Source organism: Achromobacter sp. 1L-A-4-B-C2, from assembly GCF_057291955.1.
In genome coordinates, this window is the sequence record NZ_JBXAWP010000001.1 from 99,889 (window position 1) to 120,992 (window position 21,104).

At 66.9% G+C, this 21,104-nt stretch carries 13 protein-coding genes, 1 tRNA gene and 1 other RNA gene; 5 read left to right on the forward strand and 10 right to left on the reverse strand.

Translation table 11 applies throughout. The features are described from left to right. Positions 1-12 precede the first annotated feature (12 nt). The 9 genes from AC0Z35_RS00495 to AC0Z35_RS00535 form a co-directional block, all read right to left on the reverse strand. Complete coding sequence (locus AC0Z35_RS00495; RefSeq protein WP_219990865.1) at positions 13-1,272, reverse strand: CaiB/BaiF CoA transferase family protein; 1,260 nt, start codon at positions 1,270-1,272, stop codon at positions 13-15. Between the two features lie 76 nt (positions 1,273-1,348). Beyond that, on the reverse strand, positions 1,349-1,957 hold the full coding sequence (gene recR, locus AC0Z35_RS00500) for a recombination mediator RecR (RefSeq protein WP_485131603.1): 609 nt from the start codon (positions 1,955-1,957) through the stop codon (positions 1,349-1,351). Positions 1,958-1,978: 21 nt separating this feature from the next. Then, positions 1,979-2,305, reverse strand: a complete 327-nt coding sequence (locus AC0Z35_RS00505; RefSeq protein ID WP_006221090.1) for a YbaB/EbfC family nucleoid-associated protein — start codon at positions 2,303-2,305, stop codon at positions 1,979-1,981. A gap of 45 nt (positions 2,306-2,350) precedes the next feature. Next, positions 2,351-4,930: a DNA polymerase III subunit gamma/tau gene (gene dnaX, locus AC0Z35_RS00510; RefSeq protein ID WP_485131602.1), complete on the reverse strand. Its 2,580-nt coding sequence runs from the start codon at positions 4,928-4,930 to the stop codon at positions 2,351-2,353. Between the two features lie 151 nt (positions 4,931-5,081). Beyond that, positions 5,082-5,179, reverse strand: an RNA gene (gene ffs / locus AC0Z35_RS00515) — signal recognition particle sRNA small type. A gap of 702 nt (positions 5,180-5,881) precedes the next feature. Continuing rightward, entirely contained in the window at positions 5,882-9,565 is a 3,684-nt protein-coding gene (locus AC0Z35_RS00520) for a UvrD-helicase domain-containing protein (protein WP_485131601.1), read from the reverse strand. Positions 9,566-9,568: 3 nt separating this feature from the next. After that, a complete protein-coding gene (locus AC0Z35_RS00525) occupies positions 9,569-12,232 on the reverse strand; it encodes a PD-(D/E)XK nuclease family protein (RefSeq protein ID WP_485131600.1) in 2,664 nt (887 codons plus the stop codon). 103 nt (positions 12,233-12,335) lie between these two features. Beyond that, positions 12,336-12,515, reverse strand: coding sequence for a hypothetical protein (locus AC0Z35_RS00530; RefSeq protein ID WP_485131599.1), 180 nt, complete (start codon positions 12,513-12,515; stop codon positions 12,336-12,338). A gap of 250 nt (positions 12,516-12,765) precedes the next feature. Then, positions 12,766-13,977, reverse strand: coding sequence for an MFS transporter (locus AC0Z35_RS00535; RefSeq protein WP_046807928.1), 1,212 nt, complete (start codon positions 13,975-13,977; stop codon positions 12,766-12,768). 338 nt (positions 13,978-14,315) lie between these two features. Here AC0Z35_RS00535 and AC0Z35_RS00540 point away from each other — a divergent pair, with 338 nt between their 5' ends. From AC0Z35_RS00540 to AC0Z35_RS00555, 4 genes are all read left to right on the forward strand, one after another. Further along, positions 14,316-14,594 carry a DUF485 domain-containing protein gene (locus AC0Z35_RS00540; protein ID WP_046804506.1) on the forward strand — a complete coding sequence of 93 codons (279 nt, stop codon included), beginning with the start codon at positions 14,316-14,318 and terminating at the stop codon, positions 14,592-14,594. Further along, a complete protein-coding gene (gene actP / locus AC0Z35_RS00545; protein ID WP_485131598.1) occupies positions 14,591-16,267 on the forward strand; it encodes a cation/acetate symporter ActP in 1,677 nt (558 codons plus the stop codon). Before AC0Z35_RS00540 ends, actP begins: the two co-directional genes overlap by 4 nt. Before the next feature lie 100 nt (positions 16,268-16,367). Beyond that, a complete protein-coding gene (gene acs / locus AC0Z35_RS00550) occupies positions 16,368-18,323 on the forward strand; it encodes an acetate--CoA ligase (protein WP_485131597.1) in 1,956 nt (651 codons plus the stop codon). A gap of 7 nt (positions 18,324-18,330) precedes the next feature. Next, positions 18,331-18,987 carry a response regulator transcription factor gene (locus AC0Z35_RS00555; protein WP_120156699.1) on the forward strand — a complete coding sequence of 219 codons (657 nt, stop codon included), beginning with the start codon at positions 18,331-18,333 and terminating at the stop codon, positions 18,985-18,987. On the opposite strand, the gene AC0Z35_RS00560 is transcribed toward AC0Z35_RS00555, so the two are convergent. Then, positions 18,977-20,635, reverse strand: coding sequence for an ATP-binding response regulator (locus AC0Z35_RS00560; protein ID WP_485131596.1), 1,659 nt, complete (start codon positions 20,633-20,635; stop codon positions 18,977-18,979). The genes AC0Z35_RS00555 and AC0Z35_RS00560 overlap by 11 nt on opposite strands. A gap of 275 nt (positions 20,636-20,910) precedes the next feature. Here AC0Z35_RS00560 and AC0Z35_RS00565 point away from each other — a divergent pair. Next, a tRNA-Arg gene (locus tag AC0Z35_RS00565) sits at positions 20,911-20,985 on the forward strand. The last annotated feature ends 119 nt before the right edge of the window (positions 20,986-21,104 follow it).

Consider the following 21,104-nt stretch of genomic DNA (forward strand, 5'->3'; position numbering starts at 1 on the left):
GGGGTTGTCTCCTTAGTTGTCGGGTTTACCGATAGCGCCGGTCTTCGCCAGCTCGTCAATAGCCGCTGAATCATACCCCAGCGATTTCAGGACTTCCTCGGTATGTTCCCCTAATTTCGGGCCTACCCAGCGCGTCTGGCCAGGGGTTTCAGACAGCTTGGGAACCACGGCGGGAAGCTTGACGGGGCTGCCGTCGGCAAGGCGATGTTGTTCGATCATGCGGCGCGCCAGGAACTGCGGATCATTGAACATGTCGGCCACGCTGTAGATTTTTCCGACCGGCACGTCCGCCGCTTTCAGGGTGCCCAGCGCCTCGTCGATATTGCGGCCGTCGCACCACTGCTGGATGGCGCCATCGATCTCTTGGACGCGGCGCGCGCGGCCGTCGTTACGCACCAGATCAGGGTCTTCGGCCAGGTCGTCGCGGCCGATGGCCCGCATCAGGCGGTGGAAGATGGCGTCGCCATTGCCGGCGATGACGATGTTCTGGCCATCGCGCGTGGTGTAGGTGTTGGAGGGCACGATGCCGGGCAACGCACCGCCGGTGCGTTCGCGCACCACGCCGGCCACGTCATATTCGGGCACCAGGCTTTCCATCATGTTGAACACGGCTTCGTACAGGGCCACGTCGACCATCTGGCCCTGCCCCGCCTGGCATGCCTCGCCCGTCTTGCCGTTCCAGCGCCCGCCCGTGGCGTCGCGATGGCGCAGCGCCATCATCGCGCCGATCACGCCATGCAAGGCGGCGATGGAATCGCCGATGGAAATGCCGACCCGCAGCGGCGGCCGGTCGGGGTGGCCCGACACGTAGCGCAGCCCGCCCATCGATTCACCGATGGCGCCAAAACCCGGCTGGTCTTTCATGGGGCCGGTCTGGCCGTAGCCAGACAGCCGCACCATGATCAACGCCGGGTTGATGGCGCGCAATTGCTCAAAGCCCAGGCCCCACTTTTCCAGCACGCCCGGCCGGTAGTTTTCAACCACGACGTCGGCGTCCAGCGCCAGCTTGCGGGCAATTTCCTGGGCACGCGGGTCTTTCAGGTTCAGGGCTATGGACTGCTTGTTGCGCGCCTGCACCGTCCACCAGAGCGAATTGCCCTCGTGCAGATGGCGCCAGCTGCGGATGGGGTCTCCGCCGCCCGTGCCATCAGGCCCGTGGGGCGTTTCCACCTTGATGACGTCGGCGCCGAATTCGCCGAAGATGCGCGCGGCGAAGGGGCCGGCGATGAGCGTGCCGAGTTCCAGGACTTTTAGTCCGGTCAGCGCTGACATGGTTTGTCTTCCTCACGTTTCGTGCCGCGCCGATGCATTGCCGGGCGGCTATTTTGACGTTGCGAGCCCTGCTTTGCTAAGTGGTCTTGCGCTCCATCAGCGCCCAGGCAATGGTGCCGGCGTCCACGTATTCAAGCTCGCTGCCCGCGGGCACGCCGCGCGCCAGCCGGGTCACGCGCAGGCCGCGTTCGCCCAGCGCTTCGCCCAGGAAATGGGCGGTGGTCTCACCTTCCGCCGTGAAGTTGGTGGCCAGGATAACTTCCGCGACCACGCCGTCGGTGGCGCGCTTGATAACGCGGTCGAAGTCCAGCTCGCGCGGGCCGATGCCTTCCAGCGGCGCCACCCGGCCCATCAACACGTAGTACAGGCCACGGTAGCCGTGGCTGGACTCGATCATGTTCTGGTCGGCCGGCGTTTCCACGATGCACAAGAGCGAGGGGTCGCGCTTGGAGTTGGCGCAGGTGCCGCAGACCTCGTCTTCAGAAAAGCTGTTGCACCGGGCGCAATGTTTCAGGTCCCGCACGGCGCCGGCCAGCGCCCGCCCCAGCATGTCCGCGCCTTGCGGGTCGTGCTGAAGCAGGTGATAAGCCATGCGCCTGGCCGATCGGACGCCGACGCCGGGCAGGCGCCGAAGCGCCTCGATCAGAGACACCAGCGGTTCGGGTTCAGGCAGTAAAGGATCCATTGCAGCCCAGGGCAGCCTTGCTTAGAACGGCAGCTTCATGCCCGGGGGCAGCGGCATGCCGGCGGTGACGCCCGCCATTTTTTCCTGCGACGTGGTTTCGGCCTTGCGCAGCGCGTCGTTGAACGCAGCGGCAACCAGGTCTTCCAGCATGTCCTTGTCATCGCCCAGCAGCGACGGGTCGATCACGACGCGCTTGACGTCGTGGCGGCAGGTCATGGTGACCTTGACCAGGCCGCCGCCGGAGGCGCCTTCGACCAGGATTTCGGCCAGCGCGTCTTGCGCCTTCTTCATGTTTTCCTGCATCTGCTGCGCCTGGCGCATCAGGCCGGCCAGTTGTCCTTTCATCATGATGGATGTTCCTTGAACGAGGGAAATAAGAGAGGGGCCGCCGCGTCAGGCAGCGGCCGGGGGATCAACGTGGCGGATGGAGTCGGGCACGACATACCCGCCGAAATCGGCCAACAAGGCTTGCACAAAAGGATCGACGGCCACCGCGTCTTCGGCGGCCTGCTGGCGCGCGGCGCGTTCGGCCTTGGCCACGGCATGCGCTGTGTCCTCGCCGGTGACGCCGACCTGCACGTCCAGCCGGATGCCCTGCCCGAAATGTTCGCACAAGACGGTTTGCAGGCGAACCCGGCTTTCGCTTTCGGCCAGGGTTTTTACGGCAACGCGCAGGATGATGGCATCGCCCTGCACGCCGGCCCATTCGCTTTGCCGCGCGAGTTCGGCCGCCAGGCCGGTCACGGGCAGGGTCGCGGCCAGCCCGGGCCAGGCGGCTTGCGTCATGTCTTCGATGCGGGCGCGCGACGAACGCTTGCGCGAAGGCGCAGCGCCCTCACGGCGGACGGGGGCTACGGGCGGCGCCACGGAGGGCGCACTGGCCAGCGTTTCAAAACCATCGTCGTCGGGATCGGATGTGAATCCGCTCTCGGGAACAAAGCCGCCTTCGGCTTCAAACGGAATTTCTTCGTCGACCCAGGACGGCGGGCCGTCGGGGTCAGCTTCGGCCGGCGCAGTCGCCAGCACAGCAGCCACCGCGGGCGTCACCGCCAGCGCCGCAGAGCCTGCGGCCTTGGCGGCCGAGGCCTCCGGCGTGGGGAGGGATGCGGAGGCGGCGGGGGCCTGGGCGGGCGTTCCGGCGACCGGCGATCCGGCGGCGGGCGACCCCGCGGCGGGCGATCCCGACGCATTGGCCGCGGATGCAACCGTGCTTGCCGGTTGCGCGGAGTCTTCAGGGACGTCTTCCCAAGGCGGCACGCCATCCGCAGAGGCGACGGCTGGGGAAGCAGCAGCCTGCTGAGCAGCTGCGCCAGCTTGTGCCGACGCGATGGCCACCTGCGGCGCGGCGGGCGCGAAGTCGGCAGCCGGGGCGTCGACGGTCGGACCAGCGACGGTCGGTGAGGCGACAGCCGGAGAAGCAACCGCCGGTGAGGCGACCACTGGAGCATTGGCGGCCATTGAACCGGGCAAGTTCGACGGCGCGTCCGCTGCTGCCTTCGAGGCGGCGTTCACCGAGGGTGCGGCCTGGCCGACGGGGCTCGCAGTCGAAGCCGTCGCGGAGGCCGACATCGGCGCGGATGCTGGCGCGGCCAAGGGCGCAACTGCGGGTGCAGAGACAGAAGCCGCTGCGGGTGCAACGACAGGGGCAACTGCGGAAGCGACAGGGGCAGCTGCGGAAGCGACGGGAGTAGCGGCGGGAGCGGCAGAAGCAGCTGCGGAAGCGACGGGAGTAGCGGCGGGAGCGGCAGAAGCCTCAATCGCAGCCGCAGCATGAGCATGAGCGACCGGCGCGGCCGACGCATCGGCCTCAATCGCTGCCGCCACTGTCGCCGGCGCCGCCATCTGGCGAGCGGGCGTGGCGGGCGCTTCCAGGGCGGTCTGCGGACCCGCATCGCCGTTCAGCGCCAGCATGCGCAGGCAGGCCATGATGAAGCCTGCGTACTCGTCGGGCGCCAGCGTCAGTTCGCCTCGGCTGTGCACCGCCACGGAATAGAACAGCTGCACGGCGTCGGGATGCAGGCCCAGCGCCAGCCGCGCAATGTCGGCGGCCAACGGATCTTCGGCGGGCGTGACGCCCGTGACGCGCTGCTCGATCGCGACACGCGACAGCAACACTGCCAGGTCGGCCAAGGCGCCGGCATACGACAAGCCGCGTATGGCTAGCTCGTCGGCAACCGCCAGCACGCCCTTGGCGTCGCCGGTGGCCAAGGCCTCAAGCAGGCGCACCAGGTGGCGTTGGTCGATGGTGCCGAGCATGCCGCGCACGGCGTCCTCGGTCATGTTGCCGGCGCTATAGGCAATGGCCTGGTCGGTAAGCGACAGCGCGTCGCGCATGGACCCTTGCGCGGCCTGGCCGATCAGGCGCAGGGCGGGCACTTCAAACGCGACTTCTTCGTGGCCCAGCACGGCTTGAAGGTGCCCGACGATGGAATCGGCCGGCATCTGCTTCAAGTTGAATTGCAGGCAGCGCGACAGCACCGTCACCGGGATCTTTTGGGGGTCCGTGGTGGCCAGGATGAATTTGACGTGAGGGGGCGGTTCTTCCAGCGTCTTCAACATGGCGTTGAAGGCGTGGCCGGTCAGCATGTGCACTTCGTCGATCATGTAGACCTTGAAGCGCCCCGCGCCCGGCGCGTACACCGCCTGTTCCAGCAACTGCGTCATTTCCTCGACGCCGCGGTTCGAGGCCGCGTCCAGTTCCAGGTAGTCGACAAAGCGTCCGGCGTCGATCTCGGTACAAGCGCGGCAGACACCGCAAGGCTTGGACGTGATGCCGGTTTCACAGTTAAGGGACTTGGCCAGGATGCGGGACAACGTGGTCTTGCCCACGCCCCGCGTGCCGGTGAACAACCAGGCATGGTGCAGGCGTTGGGTGTCGAGCGCATGGGTCAGCGCGCGCACCACGTGATCCTGTCCCACGAGGGTATCGAACGATCTCGGCCGCCACTTGCGGGCCAGTACCAGATAAGTCATGGCTGGATTGTAGAGCCTGTTTCGCGTGCTGGCTGAAATGCAAAGGGGACGGGCTTATTCCCGTGGAACGAATCCCTGGAAAATAACCCCGTCCCCCTTGAAAGCGAAGGGCCATGAAATGAAATCATGACCCTTTGCTTTGAAGAATCCGGTTGGCGAGCCTTACTCCGGCACTGACCCTAAACGACTATGGCTGCTTCGTTCCCGACCTGACCAGGTTCACCGTCGAACCATGCGGAGGGGCCCGCCAACCGGAATTCTAGCAGAGCTGCGCTTCGCTTGCTTGCAGCCTTCCGGTTGGCGGGCCCCTGAGGGGCGGTATGTTGCCCCCTCCCCGGCCCTCCCCCCGAGGGGGAGGGGGTGATGGCTTTGCTTCGCTTGCCATTTTTGGCTCGCTTCGCTTTGCCTTGCTTCGCTTTGCCTTGCTTCGCTTTGCCCTTGCTTCGCTTTGCCCTTGCTTCGCTTTGCCCTTGCTTCGCTTTGCCCTTGCTTCGCTTTGCCCTTGCTTCGCTTTGCCCTTGCTTCGCTTGCCTTGCTTCGCTTTGCCCTTGCTTCGCTTGCCTCGCTTCGCTTTGGCTTGCTTCGCTTCGGCTTGCTGCGCTTTAGCTTGCTCCGGTTTGCCTTGCTCCGGTTTGCCTCACTGCGGTTTGCCTTGGTCCGGTTTGCCTTGGTCCGGTTCGCCTTGGTCCGGTTTGCCTTGGTCCGGCTTGCCTTGGTCCGGCTTGCCTTGGTCCAGCTTGCCTGGGTCCGGTTTGCCTTGGTCCAGCTGCCGTGCTCGCCTTGCGTTGCCTTGTTCCGCCTTGCCTTGCTTGGCCTTGCTTGCGCCTTATCGGCTTGCTTGCGCCTTATCTGTATGTTTGGCTCGCATTGATGGCGTTCGCGAGCGGGTTGCCTGGGGTTGCTTGGCGGCTTTGGGGCGGGGTTATTTGTTTGGGGCCAGGGGGCTTTTGGTTATTGGTGTAGGTCGATCCAGGCTTTGGCTCGGGGGAAATAGAGGGCGGCTTTGGCTTTGCGGCCGTCTAGGGACGTGACTTGCGAGCAGTAGCGCAGGAGTTGGTCGCCGTGGCGTTGGCGCATTCTGGTGGCGAAGGCGGCGGGGGGTTCTCCGGGGTGGGGGCGGCCCGTTTTGTAGTCGACGATCAGCCAGCCGTCTTCGGTGCTCAGCGCCAGGTCGATGACGGAGACCTTGCCGGCGGCGTCGATCAGGGGCCATTCGCGGCGGGCGCCGGATTGGGATAGCAGCCATAGGCCGCGTTCGTCGGACAGGGTGGCTTGCAGCGTTTCCAGTACGGCTTCGGCGGCGTCGTCGGCTTGGGAGGCGGGGATGCCGGCCCGGGTCAGCTGGCGACGCATGGCGGGCAGGCGGTCGGTCAGGGCTTCGGGCGGCCAGGCTTGTACGCCGTCTTGGCCGATGCGGGCAAGCCAGGCGTGGGCCAGCGTGCCGATGGCGGCGTCGTAGCCGGCTTCCAGTTGCCAGGCGGGGTGTTCGGTGCCGTCGCCCCAGGCGCCGCGGTCGGCGGTGCCGAAACCGGCGCTGATAAGGACGTTGGACTGTTGGGCCAATTGCGTCAGGCCGTCGCCGGCGACGCGGCGCAGGGGTTCGCCTTGCCATTCGGGAGTGTCGGCGGCGTCCGGTTCGGGCTGTTGGTCCAGCGGGGGCGGTTCGGGGGTGACCAGGCAGGGCCAGAGGCGGCCCAGCAGGCTGGCGGATGGCGGGGCTTTCACCTGGCCGCTGGCTTCGTCGATGGACACGTGGCCCACCAGGTGCAGGCGTTTGCGCGCGCGGGTGGCGGCCACGTACAGCAGGCGGTCGATTTCATAGGATGCGCGGCGGGCCTCGCGGGCGCCCAGGTAGCGCGATATCGGGTCGGCCTCGACCTCGGCGCGCGGCTTGACAGGGCCGAACAGCACGCGGCCACTGCTTTGTTCGAAACGCACCAGCGGCGCCTGGTCGCCGCGCGGGGCGCGATGCAGGCCGTACAGGATCACGGTTTCAAATTGCAGGCCCTTGGATTTGTGCATGGTCATGATCTCGACGGCGCCGTCGTCCTCGTCCGCCGCGTCGGGCGCGGCGAACAAGCGCGAGATCCCGGCGTCCAGCGCTGCGGGGTCGATGGCACCGTGCGGGGCCAGGCGTTCGACCAGCTGGAACAGGCTTTCGGCGTCGTTCGACACCGACAGGCCGGCGTACAGCGCGGGGCCGCCCAGGCGGCGCCACAGGGATTCCACCCAGGCGGCGAACGGCATCGCGCCCGAGGCATTGCGCTTGTCCAGCAGCACGGCCGCCACTTGCCGCAGCCGTTCGAATTCGTCGGGGCTCAGCAGGGCTTGCGCCAATGGCGGCTCGGGCGCGGGCGATTCGGCTTCAGGCCATGCGCCTTGTGCAACACGGCCGACGCCGGACGATGCGCTGTCCAACGGTGCGGATTGCGAGGCGCTGCCTGCGGCGCCTGGATTGGCGTCGAACAACGCGGATTGCGAGGCACCGTTTGCGGCGTCTGGACTGGCGTCAAACAACGAGCGTTGCGCGGCACCGCCCTGCGCGCCTGAGTCGGCCTCGAACAACGAGCCTTGCGGGCCGCTGGCGGAGATACCGCGCGCCGGCGCGACGACTCGCGAGGCGCCAGCAGCCGCCGTCGGAGCGGTGGTCGGAGTCATGCGCAGCGCGCGTTCCAGCAGTACCGGGACCGGCGTGACGTGGTCGTCGCCGAACAGGCGTTGCAGGGACGTCAGCGTCAGCCCGCAGTACGGGGCGCGCAGTACCGACAGCCAGGCCATGCGGTCGGCCGGGTGCGACAGCGCGCGCACCAGTTGCACCAGGTCGGCCACCACCGGCCGCAGCGCCAGGGGCACCAGGTCCACGGCGCGGCAGCGGATGCCTTCCTGCGCCAGCCGGCGCGTCAGATTGCCCAGATGGCTGCGCGCGCGCACCAACACCGCCACGGGGTGCTTGGCGCCTTTGTGATCGATCAGCGCCTGGCGCACCAGGCCGACGGCGATATCTTCTGCCTGCTCCTCGGCGGGCGTGCCGCCCGCGCGCGACCAAGCGGGGTGGAATCGCACCGCGGGGTCGGGCAGCGCCTCGTGGAACGCGGTGGACGGGCTGTACGCGATGGCGCCCGCCGCGGCGTCGCTACGCCGGGGCAGCAGACCCGCAAACGAACGGTTCACCCATTCCACAATGCCCGCCTGCGAGCGGAAGTTGTCGGTCAGGTTCAGGAAATCAGGCGTCAATTCGCCCACGCCGATATCGGCCACCTCCAGGAACAGGCCCACTTCCGCCTTGCGAAACCGGTAGATCGATTGCATCGGGTCGCCCACCAGGAACAGGCTGCGCCCGTCACCCGCCTGCCAGCCCGACGTCAACGTGCGCAGCAAGTCCAGCTGTGTCTGGCTGGTGTCCTGGAATTCGTCGATCAGCAGATGGCGAATGGACGCGTCCAGTTTCAGCAACAGTTCGCCGGGATCATCGGCGCTGCCCAGCGCAGCGGCCGCGCGTTGCGCGATTTCGATGAAATCGACCTCGCCTTTGTCCGCGAAGCGCAGGCGCAGTTGCGCCACCGCCAGCGCCAGCGTCATCAACTGTGCGCCCAGCACTTCCCATTGCGCGTCCGTGAAATGCGGCGCCGGAATGTCGCGCACGGCGTGCAGGCGGCGCACCCAGGCGGCCTGCCCGTCGGCCGATTCCAGCCATGCCACAAAGGGTTCCTTGTGCGCGCACTTGGCCGGAAAGCCCAGGTTTTTGTTGACGGTCTTGCGCAGGCTGCCGGTGCCGGTCAACAGCAGATGTGCCACGGCTCGCCACTGGTCCAGCATTTCGGCGTCCGGCGGCAGTTCTTCCGTCCAGTCCAATAGCGCCAGCAGTTTGTTGTCGTCCTCGCCATCCTGCAAATGGGACGCGGCCAGGCGGGCCGGGCCGCACAGCGCATCGGCCCAGCCCAGCGGCATGGCGTCGCACAGCGCGTCCAGGTCTTCGCCGATGGCCTCGGCCAGCATCGCTTCCATGCCGGCGCGATCGGAGCCGTGGCGCAGCAGCGGCAGCCACTGGTCGCGCTGGCCCAGCATGTCGGCCAGGGCATCCTTGGCCGCCTGCACGTCCACATCCAGATGCTTGAGCAACACGCGCACCGCGTCGTAGTCATCGGCAAGATCCAGCGTGGCGCGCGCCGCCGCTTCGTAGTGCGCGCGTGCATCGTCGGTAATGTCCGGCATGCCGCCCAGCTCGGACAGCCACGGCATGCTGCGCACCAGGCCCGCGCAAAACGAGTCGATGGTGCGTATGGCCAGGCGCGCCGGATGGTCCAGCAGATGCCAGCCCTGCTCGGCATTGCGCGCCAAGGCGGCGCGCGCCAGTTCCCAGCTGCGGCGCTCGTGCATGGCCTCGGGCGGGGCGTCCAGCCCACGGCGCAGCTTGCTCAACACGCGCGCATGCATTTCGGATGCCGCCTTGCGCGTGAACGTGATGGCGACAATTTCCTCGGGCCGGTTCACCGTGGCCAGCAGCGCCAGGATGCGGTCGGTCAGCAGTTCGGTCTTGCCCGAGCCGGCCGGCGCCTGCACGAGAAAAGAGCGGGTGGGATCCAGCGCATCGGTACGCGCGGCGTGGTCCTGTGGCAGGCGTTCAGTGTCGGCCATGGCTTAGGCGTCCTCGTCGTCAAGATGCAAACGCAAGAACGGCAATGCATCGCAGTATTTCAAATCGTCCCGGCGGTAGGCCATGTTGGTGGCCACGCCCGCCACATACTCATCAGCCAGCGCTTCGATGGCAACGCGCCAACGCTGCCGGATCTCGGGCCAGGTCAGACCATCGAAGAACTTGCTGTCGCTGGCCAGCGTCACGCCGGGCACGCCAAGGTCTTCATCGGCCAGGCCTTGCGCCGCGACCTGCCGCGCATGGATCTGCGCCAGCACCAGCCCGGCGACCTCGCCGCCCGCGGCATCGGCAAGCACCGACGCGTAGAACGGCAACTGCACATTCACGGGCCGACTGCGCGACCAATCGGGTTCCGGCTTGGCGGCGGCCACGCCCGTCTTGTAATCGACGATGACGTTGCGCCCATCGGCCAGGGTGTCGATACGGTCCAGACGCAATTTCAGGTTCAACGCGCCGCGTTGCCACTGGTGGTTTTTTTCGACCTGGGCAACCGCGAACGGCAAGCGCTGCGCTTCCATGTCCAGCCACGCGGCCAGCACGGCGCGCGCGCGTTGGCATTCCAGCGCCTTCAACGCGGGCGCGTAGTCTTTGAGTTCTTCGTCGGCAGCCTGCGCCACGGCCTGCTCCAGCAAGGCAGCCAGCCGGCTCGTGGCCATGATTTCATGCAGCGTGTCCTGGTCGGGCATCATGCCCCATACCAATTCCAGCGCCTTGTGCAGGAACTGCCCGCGCACGTTCACCGTGGCGCTGTCGGCATAAGGCGCCAGCTCGCGCCCGCCCAGGCGGTGGCGCACGAACGCCCAAAGCGGGTTGCGCGCCTGCGTGTCCAGCACGTCCAGCCCGCCGCCGCCCCGGTTGCCCGGCGCCAGTGGCGGCCCCTGGTTGTCGTCCAGCGACTCTTGTGGCAAGGGCGCAGTGGGAGCCGCCGCCGGCGGCATCCAGTCGCTTAGTGAAGCGCCCGCGATCAGCGGCGATGGCCGTAGCTCGCGTTCCCCGTCCATGTGCGCGTGGCTGACGATGATGTCGGGCGCGCAGCGGCACAGCGCGGCGTACATGCCTTCGGCCCATTCGCGTTCGCGTTCCGGCGTGGCGCGTGGCGCCTTGGCCTGGCGCAGCACGGCCAGCGGCAACAGCGGGTTGGGCTTGGGCGAGGCCGGCAGCACGTCGTCCGTCAAACCCAGCATCCAGACGCCGTCCCAATAGCCGCCTTCGGCTTCCAGCAGGCCCAGCACGTCAAGGCGCGCCGTGGGATCGCGCTGCGGTTGAAACGATGCCGACCGCGCCACGCTTTGCAGCAGGTTGACCGCCGCCACCCCGCCCAGCCGGCCGGCCGCCGGCGCCAAGGCCGAAAAGCTGCCCAGCGCGTCGCCCAATGCGCCCATGACCTGGTAGGCCACGCTGTCCAACACGCCTTCGCCCGGGAAACCCAGCGCCGTCAGCGACGCTTTCATGCGCAGCATCCAGACGTCGCACGTCGCCTGGCGGCCGCCTTGCGTCCAGATTTCCAGCGCCTGATGCCACGCCGGCGCCAGCGCGGGAAGATCGGCCAGCAGTTTTTTCCAATCATGCGGGCTGACATGTTGTACGGCTTGACGGCGCCAGCGCGCGTCGATGGCGGCCAGGCGCGCGCGGTCGCGGACATCGCCGGCACAATGCCCGGCCAGCAAGGCCGCGCCCAGAACGTCTACGCCGCAGCCCTTGCCGCTTGCACATTCCGCCAACGCGCGCAGCCACGCCAGTGCGGCACGCGCCATCGGCCATTCATTCAGTGGCCGGCCCACGGCCACGTTGAAGGCATGCGCGGGCGCCCCGTCGCGACCGGCCAGCGCCTGGCTCAAGATGCGGCGCGCGAATGGCGATTCGGCTTCCAGCTGCGGCGAGACGATCGCAAAGCGCCCTTGCGGATGCGCCTTCAATTGGCCGGCAGCCCAAGCCGCCGCCGAGCGCCATTCGGCGCCTTGGTCGGCCGCTTCGAAACGGCGCGCCACCGTTTCAACACGCTGCTCGTCACGCCATTGCGACACCCGCGAACCCTGCATTTCAAAGGCGCTGAGCAGGCGGCGAAATCGCGGCGACATATCGGTAAAGCCGGCCAGGACCAACTGCGCGGGCGTGCGCAGACGGCCCTCTTCCAAGGCGCGCAGCACGCGCGCGTAGCCTTGGTTGGCGTCTTCGGCGTCGATGCCGGCCAGCGTTTGCCGGTAGCGCACGCGCCAGCGCGCAAAGCCGCGATATTCATCCGTGTCGGCGCCCGAAGGCACTTGCAGGTCCCATTCGTCCATCAGCAGGTCGGCGTCCATCGCCAGCCTGGCCGCCTGGCTGGCGTCCAGCAGCACGCGTTCGGCTTCTTCGGCGCGGATGGCTTCGGTCCAGACCAGTTGCGTGGCGAAGCTGTCCAGCCGATAGGCGGGCACGTCGTCGTCCGCTTCGAAGGCCAGCTCGTTGGCGGATTCGGCAAGCCAGGCGGACAGCGGCAGGATGCGCGGCAACTCGCTGACCTGGCGTTCCTGGCGCAGCAGCCCGGCCAGTTCCAGCGTAAGGCGGCGCGACAGCCGGTTGTTCACCGTCAACACCAGCGTGTCGGCGGCAGCCAGGGCGCCGATATCCGGCAGCGATAGAAAGGGATGGGAAAGCGACGCGTCCTGCATGGGCATCCGTAAATCGCGCGCCCGAAGGCCGCGCGGGAAGACGAAAAAAAACGACGGGAAAATTACCGTCGTAGGATACCGCGAGCCGCCGGGGCAAAGGCGGCTAAAAGCCGCAAAGCGATGCCAGGTTTTCCCAATGCACCTGCATGTCGGGCGCGGTGTAGCCCCAGAAAGCCAAGCCCAGCACCGCCGCCAGCGCCAGCATGCCCACAGCGCGCCAGGCGCGATGGCGGCGGGCGGCGGGCGGTTGGGCAGGCGGCAGGGAAGGATCGTGGGAGGGCATCACAGGCGCGTCGATTTCGGTGAAATTGCGGGACAGTTTTATCTCGGTTTCAAACAAACACGAAGGGGGCAGGCAAGCGTAACGGCGATTTTGGGCCGGTTTCGAAGCGGTTTCGAAGCGGGTTAGAAACGGGTTAGAAGCCGTTTCGAAGCGGCTGCGAAGCGGCTGCGAAGCGGCTGCGAAGCGGCTGCGAAGCGGCTGCGAAGCGGCTGCGAACCGGCTGCGAACCGGCGCCAGCCACCACGCCATCTCAGGCCGATACGGGGCGCGTCTCCACAGGCGTGACCGGCTGTTCGCGCACCGGCAGGCACAGCAGCGCGGCAATCACGGCAAGCGCCACGCCCAGCCACCAGACCATGTCGTAGTTACCGGTCTTGGCGTACGCGTACCCGCCCAACCACACTCCGATAAAGCTGCCCAGCTGGTGGCCCAGGAACACGATGCCCGATAGCGTGGCGGCATAGCGCAGCCCGTAGATCTGCCCGATCAGCCCCTGGGTAAGCGGCACGGTGCCCAGCCAGAACAGACCCATCCACGCGGCGAACACGTACAGCACCCACGCCGACAGCGGCACCGCCAGCAACAGCAGGATGCCGAACGCGCGCATGAAATACACCACGGCCAGCAGCCGCTTCTTGCTGTATTTGCCGCCCAGCTTGCCCGCATAGAACGAGCCCAGCACATTGAACAGGCCGATCAACGCCACCGCCGTCGCGCCCTGCCCCGCCGTCAAGCCGCCATCCGTCACGTAGGCCGGCAAGTGCAGCGTGATGAACGCGGTGTGAAAGCCGCAGACAAAGTAGCTCCAGAACAGGAAGTGAAACGACGGATGGCGCACGGCCTGCCGCACCGCGGACGCCAGCGACTGCTGCGGCCCGGACTGCGCTTGCGGGCGCCCGCGCAGGTAATAGGCCAGCGGCGCGGCACAGGCCACGAACAGGGACAAGACCCACAACGCGCCGGGCCAGTCCATGCCGGTGATCAGCGCCTGCCCGGTCGGCACCACGGCAAACTGGCCCAACGAGCCGCCCGCGCTGGCAATGCCCATGGCCGTGCTGCGGTAGGCCGCCGGCACCGCGCGCGCCACGACCGGCAGGATCACCGGGAACGTCGTGCCCGCCTGCCCCAGCCCGACCAGCACGCCGGCCGACAGGTACAAGGTGGTTTCATCGGTGGCGAAGCGGGTGCCGATCATGCCCAACATGTACAGCACGGCGCCCAGCGCGATGGTGCGGCCCGAGCCGTAGCGGTCGGCCAGGATGCCCATGAAGATGCAGGCCACGCCCCAGACCAGGTTCTGTAGCGCGAAGGCCATGGAAAAGACATCGCGGCCCCAGCCGTGGGCCAGGCCCATCGGCTGCATGAACAGGCCGAAGGTGGCGCGCACGCCCATGGCAAGCAGCACCACCAGGGTGCCCAGGATCAGGGTGCGCGTGGAAATCGTATCGGTTTGCGTAGACATGAAACCCGTGTCTGGTTGTTGTGTGGGTTTGCGTCCCCTCCTCGGGACTCGGCAAACATCATATACAAGTCGCCGCGCGCCAAACCGTAATAGCCCTTCTGGCGAATCACGCTTTATGCCGCGCTGTCACTAGGGCCTACCCCGTACGACCAAGGTCGAGTGTCCGAGCCGGTGATGCGTCTCTATATTGGGCAGAGGCCCGCAAGGCATCGCTGCGCGGGCCGACCCGGATGCCTACACGCCGTCCGGCAATAACAACAAGGAGCCCGACCGTGCCCACCCCCGACCCCACCCCCGGCGCCACCCCCGCCACCCCCGCGACCATCACCGACGCCGTCATGCGCCATCCCAAATACCAGGAATTGTTGCGACGCCGCAGTCGCACCAGCCTGCTGTTCTTCGCCATCACCGCCGTCATCTACGCCGGCTTCATCCTGACGCTGGCATTCGACCCCGTCTTCTTCGGCAGCCCCGTGCCGGACATGACGATGAGCATCGGCGTACTGACCGGCACGTTGGTCGTGTGCAGCGCCGTGGTGTTGATTTCCGCTTACGTGCATATCTCCAATTCCGTGTTCGACCCGCTGTTGGCCGCCATCATCAAGGACGTGTCATGAAAAACAAGAAACTGGGCGCCGCATTGATTTTCATATCGGGTTGCGCGCTGGCCGGATCGGCACGCGCCGCCACCACCGGCCAGGCCAGCATGTCCGCCATCGTCATGTTCCTGACGTTCATCGCGGGCACCATGGGCATCACCTATTGGGCCGCAAAGCGCACCCGCACCACGTCTGATTTCTACACCGCCGGCGGCGGCCTGTCGGGGTTTCAGAACGGGCTGGCCATCGCGGGCGACTACCTGTCCGCCGCCTCGTTCCTGGGCATCGCGGGCATGGTGTACGTCAGCGGCTTCGACGGCATGATCTACGCCATCGGCTTCTTGTTCGGCTGGCCCGTGGTCATGTTCCTGATCGCGGAACGGCTGCGCAACCTGGGCCGCTACAACTTCGCCGACGTGACCTCGTTCCGGCTGGCGCAAACGCCGATGCGAGTGCTGGCCGCCAGCGCATCGCTGCTGATCATCGCGCTGTACCTGATTGCGCAGATGGTGGGCGCGGGCAAGCTGATCGTGCTGCTGTTCGGGCTGGACTACAACGTGGCCGTGGTCATCGTCGGATCCCTGATGATGATCTACGTGGCCTTCGGCGGCATGACGGCCACCACCTGGGTGCAGATCATCAAGGCCGTGCTGATGCTGCTGGGCGCTACATTGATGACGGTGCTGGTCATGGCTGCGTTCAGCTACAGCCCCGACGCCTTGCTGGCCGAAGCCACGCGCGTGCACCCGTCCGGCCGCGAACTGCTGGCGCCGGGCGCGCAGGTCAGCAGCAACCCGCTTAACGCCTTGTCGCTGGGTATTGCGCTGGCGTTCGGCACGGCTGGCCTGCCGCATATCCTGATGCGATTCTTCACCGTGTCCAACGCGAAAGAAGCGCGCAAATCGGTCATCTACGCCAGCTCGTTCATCGGCTACTTCTACCTGCTGACGTTCATCATCGGCTTTGGCGCGGTGGCGTTGCTGGTGCGCCATCCCGAGTATTTCGTCACGGGAGTCGACGGGAAGTTCGACATGCTGAAAAGCCTGATCGGCGGCACCAACATGGTGGCGGTGCACCTGGCCAACGCCGTCGGCGGCAACCTGTTGCTGGGCTTTTTGGCGGCGGTAACCTTCGCCACCATCGTGGCGGTGGTGGCCGGGCTGGCGCTGGCCGGCGCGGCGGCCATTTCGCATGACCTGTACGCCAACGTCATTGCACGCGGCCGCGCCACTGAACGCCAGCAGATGCGCATTTCACGCTTGTCCACCATCGCGCTGGGCATCATGGCGATCTTGCTGGGCATCGTGTTTGAAAACCAGAACGTGGCCTTCATGGTGGGCCTGGCGTTCGCCATCGCGGCCAGCGCCAACTTCCCGGTGCTGGTGCTGTCCATTTCGTGGCGCGGCTGCACCACGCGCGGGGCCACCATCGGCGGCTTCCTGGGGCTGGCCAGCGCCACGCTGTGGGTCGTGCTAAGCGACACCGTCTGGGTGGATGTGTTCGGTTTTTCCACCCCCATCACGCCCTTTCCGAACCCCGGCATCCTGTCCATCCCGCTTGCGTTCTTCTCGATCTGGCTGTTTTCAAAGTTGGACAACAGCCCGCGCGCACAACAAGAAGCCGCGGCCTTCGACGCGCTGACCGTGCGCAGCCAGACGGGCATCGGCGCCACCACGGCGGTTGCGCATTGAACGCCGCGCATGAATACGGACATGAACATGAACATGAACATGAGCATGAACATGCACCGTGCCCGATAACGATCTCCCATCAACCGCCCCAGGAGCCCTAATGGAACCCATCCCCGATCGCTACCCCGTCCCGCAAGGGTTTGCCGGGCCGCAGACGGTGACGCAGGAGCAATACGCGCAGCAGTACGCGGCGTCCTTGCAAGACCCCGACGCGTTCTGGGCAAACGCCGCCAAGCGCTTGCAGTGGTATCAGGAACCCACCCAGATCCGCGACGTGGACTTGTCGGCCGATAACTTTCACATCCGCTGGTATGCCGATGGCGAGCTCAACGTCAGCGTCAACTGTCTGGACCGGCACCTGGAAGCGCGCGGCGACAAGGTCGCGCTGATCTGGGAATCCGATGACCCCGACCTGCCCTCGCAACGCATCACGTATCGCGAGCTTCACGCCAAGGTCTGCCAGATGGGCAACGCGCTTCGCCGCCAAGGCATCGGGCGGGGCGACCGCGTCACGATCTACCTGCCCATGATCGTCGAAACCGTCGTGGCGTTGCTGGCCTGCGCGCGCATCGGGGCCGTGCACAACGTGGTGTTCGGCGGTTTCGCGCCCGCTTCCATCGCGGACCGCGTGCGCAACTGCGGCGCTAAAGCCATCATCACCGCCGATAGCGGCCGTCGCGCGGGCCGCGGCATCCCCCTGAAAGACAACGTGGACGCCGCGCTGAACATGCCGGGCATGGAAGGCGTGCGTACCGTGCTGGTGGTGCCCCACGCCGGCACGCCGGTCACCATGACCGCCAACCGCGACCACTGGCTGGATCAGCTGATGCAAGCCGAGTCCACCGACTGCCCGCCCGAGCGCATGAACGCCGAGGACCCGCTGTTCATCCTGTACACGTCGGGCAGCACCGGCAAACCCAAGGGCATGCTGCACACCACGGGCGGTTATCTGGTCTACGCCGCCTACACGCACGCCGCCATCTTCGACATCCGCGACAGCGATGTCTTCTGGTGCACGGCCGACGTCGGCTGGATCACCGGCCATAGCTATCTGGTGTACGGCCCGCTGGCCAACGGCGCCACCACCGTCGTGTTCGAAGGCGTGCCCAGCTACCCGGACGCCTCGCGCTTCTGGCAGGTTATCGACAAGCATGCCGTGACCGTCTTCTACACCGCTCCCACCGCCATCCGCGCCCTGATGCGCGAAGGCCCGGGCCCGGTGCTGCGCACGTCACGCCAGTCGTTGCGCTTGCTGGGCACGGTGGGCGAACCCATCAACCCCGAAGCCTGGCGCTGGTATCACGGCGTGGTGGGCGCGGGCCGTTGCCCCATCGTGGACACGTGGTGGCAGACCGAAACCGGCGGCATCCTGATTTCGCCGTTGCCCGGCGCCAAGGCCGCCAAGCCCGGCGCGGCCGGCACGCCGTTCTTCGGCATCCGGCCCGAGCTTGTTGACGTCAAGACCGGCGCCATCATCGAGGGCGCCGGCGAGGGCAACCTGTTCATCCGCGACTCCTGGCCGGGGCAGGCGCGCACCGTGTACGGCGACGAACCGCGCTATATCCAGAGCTGCTTCAAGGATTACCCCGGCATGTACTTCACGGGCGACAGTTGCCGTCGCGACGAAGACGGCGACTACTGGATTACCGGGCGCGTGGACGATGTGCTTAACGTCAGCGGGCACCGCATCGGCACCGCCGAACTGGAAAGCGCGCTGGTGCTGCATCCCAAGGTGGCGGAGGCCGCGGCCGTGGGCTTCGCGCATGACATCAAGGGCCAGGGTATCTACGTGTATGTCACGCTGAAGGCGGGCGCGGAACCGTCCGATGCGCTGCGTCACGAACTGGTGGCGCACGTGCGCCGCGAGATCGGCCCCATCGCCACGCCCGACCATCTGCAATGGGCGCCCAGCCTGCCCAAGACGCGCTCGGGCAAGATCATGCGGCGCATCTTGCGCAAAGTTGCCGAGAACTCCGTGGACGATCTGGGCGACATCACCACACTGGCCGATCCGTCGGTGGTGCAGGCGCTGGTCCGCGAACGGCGTGTGGCATGATCGGCCGATGCCTGTCCTGCTTATCGCCGATGACCACCCGCTGTTTCGAGAAGCCCTGCGTGGTGTGATCGGCCGGGTCTTTCCCGGCGCGGTCATCCACGAGGCCGACCAGGTCAGCGTGCTTTACGACCTGGTCGATTCCTGCCCCGACGCCGACCTGCTCTTGCTGGACCTGGACATGCCCGGCTCGTCGGGCCTGGGGCCGCTGAAGCAGTTGCGCGGCCAACATCCGCAACTGCCGATCGTCATTGTGTCGGCGCATGAAGATCCGCTGCTGATACGGCGGGCGCTGGATCACGGCGCGATGGGCTTCATCCCGAAATCGTCCGATGCGCAAATGCTGCGCGCGGCCCTGATCCACGTGATGGACGGTGGCGCCTGGGTGCCAGGCGCCACCCCTGCCGCCAAGGCGTCGGCGGCACGCGAACCCATGATGGCGGCCAGCGTACGCGAACTGACGCCACAGCAGTTTCGCGTGTTGCAGATGGTGGGCGCCGGGCTGTTGAACAAACAGATCGCACATGAATTGCAGGTGTCCGAAGCCACCATCAAGGCGCACATGACGGCCATCATGCGCAAGCTGCGCGTGTCCAACCGGACGCAGGCGGTATTGATTGCCGAACGCCTGGGGCTGGGCACCTGGCGTTGCGGCATCAAGGTTTGAGCGTGGCCTGAGCGCGCAGTTTTGCGGCCAGGAAGGCGCGCAGCGACGCGGGCTTGACGGGCTTGGCCAGCACCCGATAGCCGCGTAACCGCGCAGCCTGCTTCAAGGCGCTATCGCCGTCCACCGACAGCAACGCGCCTCGTACGGACGGCGCGGCCGCGCGCAGCGCATCCAGGCTGTCCAGGCCGTCAAGGCGGTCGCGCAAGTGATAGTCCACCAGCAGCACGTGCGGTTGATGCCGCATCATCGACAGCGCCTCGTCCAGCGTGGCGGCGCACAGCACGCTGGCCTGCCAGCGGCCCAGCAGCGCCTGCATGCCGCCAAGCACGTCGGGGTCGCTATCCAGGCACAACACACGCAGGCCTTGTAGCGAGCCATGCGACAGCGGGCGTTCCAGGCGCGGCGGCGGCCCTTGCAGGCACGTGTTTGATCGCGGCACGCTGATCGAAAACACACTGCCGCGCCCAACGGCCGATCGCGCGTCCAGCGGATGCCCCAGCAGCGAGGCAAACCGCCGGCAGATGGACAGGCCCAGACCATACCCGCGAAGGGGCTCGTCCTGCTCCGGGGCGTGGCGCTGAAACTCGTCGTAGACGGTGCGTAGCTGATGGGGCGCAATCCCCGGCCCGGTGTCCCAGACCTGCAAGCGCACGTGCCCGCCGCAGGGCCGCGCGCTTAACAGGATGCGGCCGCTGCGTGTGTAGCGCAGCGCATTGGCCAGGAAGTTCTGCAAGATGCGGCGCAACAGGCGCGGGTCGCTGCGCACCGGCAGCGGGCGCCTGGCATGCAGGCGCAATTGCAAGCCCGCCCGCAGCGCGACCAGGCCGTACTGGTCCGCCAGTTGGCGCAGCAGCGGTTCGACGTCGAAGTCGCAAGGCTCTGCCTGCAACATGCCGGCGTTCAAGCGCGACACATCGAGCAAGCCGTCAAGCAGCTCTTCGGCCGCGCGCAGTGACGTGTTGATCCGCCCGGCCAGGTAGCGCTGCGCCTCGGGCTCATGTTCCTCGTTCAGCGCCGACGCAAACAAGCGCGCCGCGTTGATCGGTTGCAGCACATCGTGACTTACCGCCGTCAGAAACTGCGTGCGTGACTGCTGCGCCGCCTCGATCTGGCGGGTGCGCGCGCTGACACGCCGCTCAAAGGTGTCATGGATGTCGCGCAGTTGAAGCTGCACGCGCTTGAAGTCGGTGATGTCGCGGTAGCTGGTGACGTAGCCGCCTCGCGGCAACGGCCGGCCCCGAAGCTCCACCACCCGCCCACACCGCAACGTGCGCTGGCCACGATAGACGGTGCCCGCCCGCATGAAGCCGACCCGCTTGCGCACGACCGCTTCGATATCCAGCCCGGGGCCAGAGCCAAATTTGCCACGCCGCGCGTTGAAGCGGATCACGTCCGCGACGGGTCGGCCGACTTTGAGCAGGCCGTCCGGATAGTCAAAAAAATGTTGATATTGCCGATTCCACGCCACCAGCCGCATACGGGCATCCACCACGCTGACGCCCTGATCGATGCTGTCCAACGTGGCCAACAGGTCGGGCACGCGGGGCAGCGCCCCCGCGCCGGGCCGAAAGCGTCCCGCCCACCGAAGCGCGGCAACCGCGAGCGGGGCAAGGGCGAACAAGGCAAGCGCAAGCCAGCCCAGCGTCATGGCGCAAGTCTCCTGCATAGGGGGCGGGCCGAGGGCGCAAGTTGTAATTGTGATGATGCCCGGCGGCGTTGCGCATTATGACGCGGGCGCGGCGGCGAACGCGCTCCGGGCTGACGTCCGGCCTGCAATATCAGACAAGTACGAAGCCGCCGGGCGGGCAAGCCCGCCATACCTTTTGCACCGGCCGCCGCCGGTGGCTGTACGCCGCTGAAGGCCCAAGGCAGTGATAAACTCTGGCCCGGTCGCCACCCCATGCGCGACCCCAGCCTGACCGTCTCGCCGTAGTTAAATGGATATAACCGGCCCCTCCTAAGGGTCAATTGGTGGTTCGATTCCACCCGGCGAGGCCACCCTCCGGCCTCGATTCCCACGCCGATTTGCTCCCCGCCATGCCACGCGTTCAGCCAGATGAGGGTTAATCCGGGCTACGCTCACGCGCCTTGCGCCGGTAGCTTCTCATGTCGCTCCT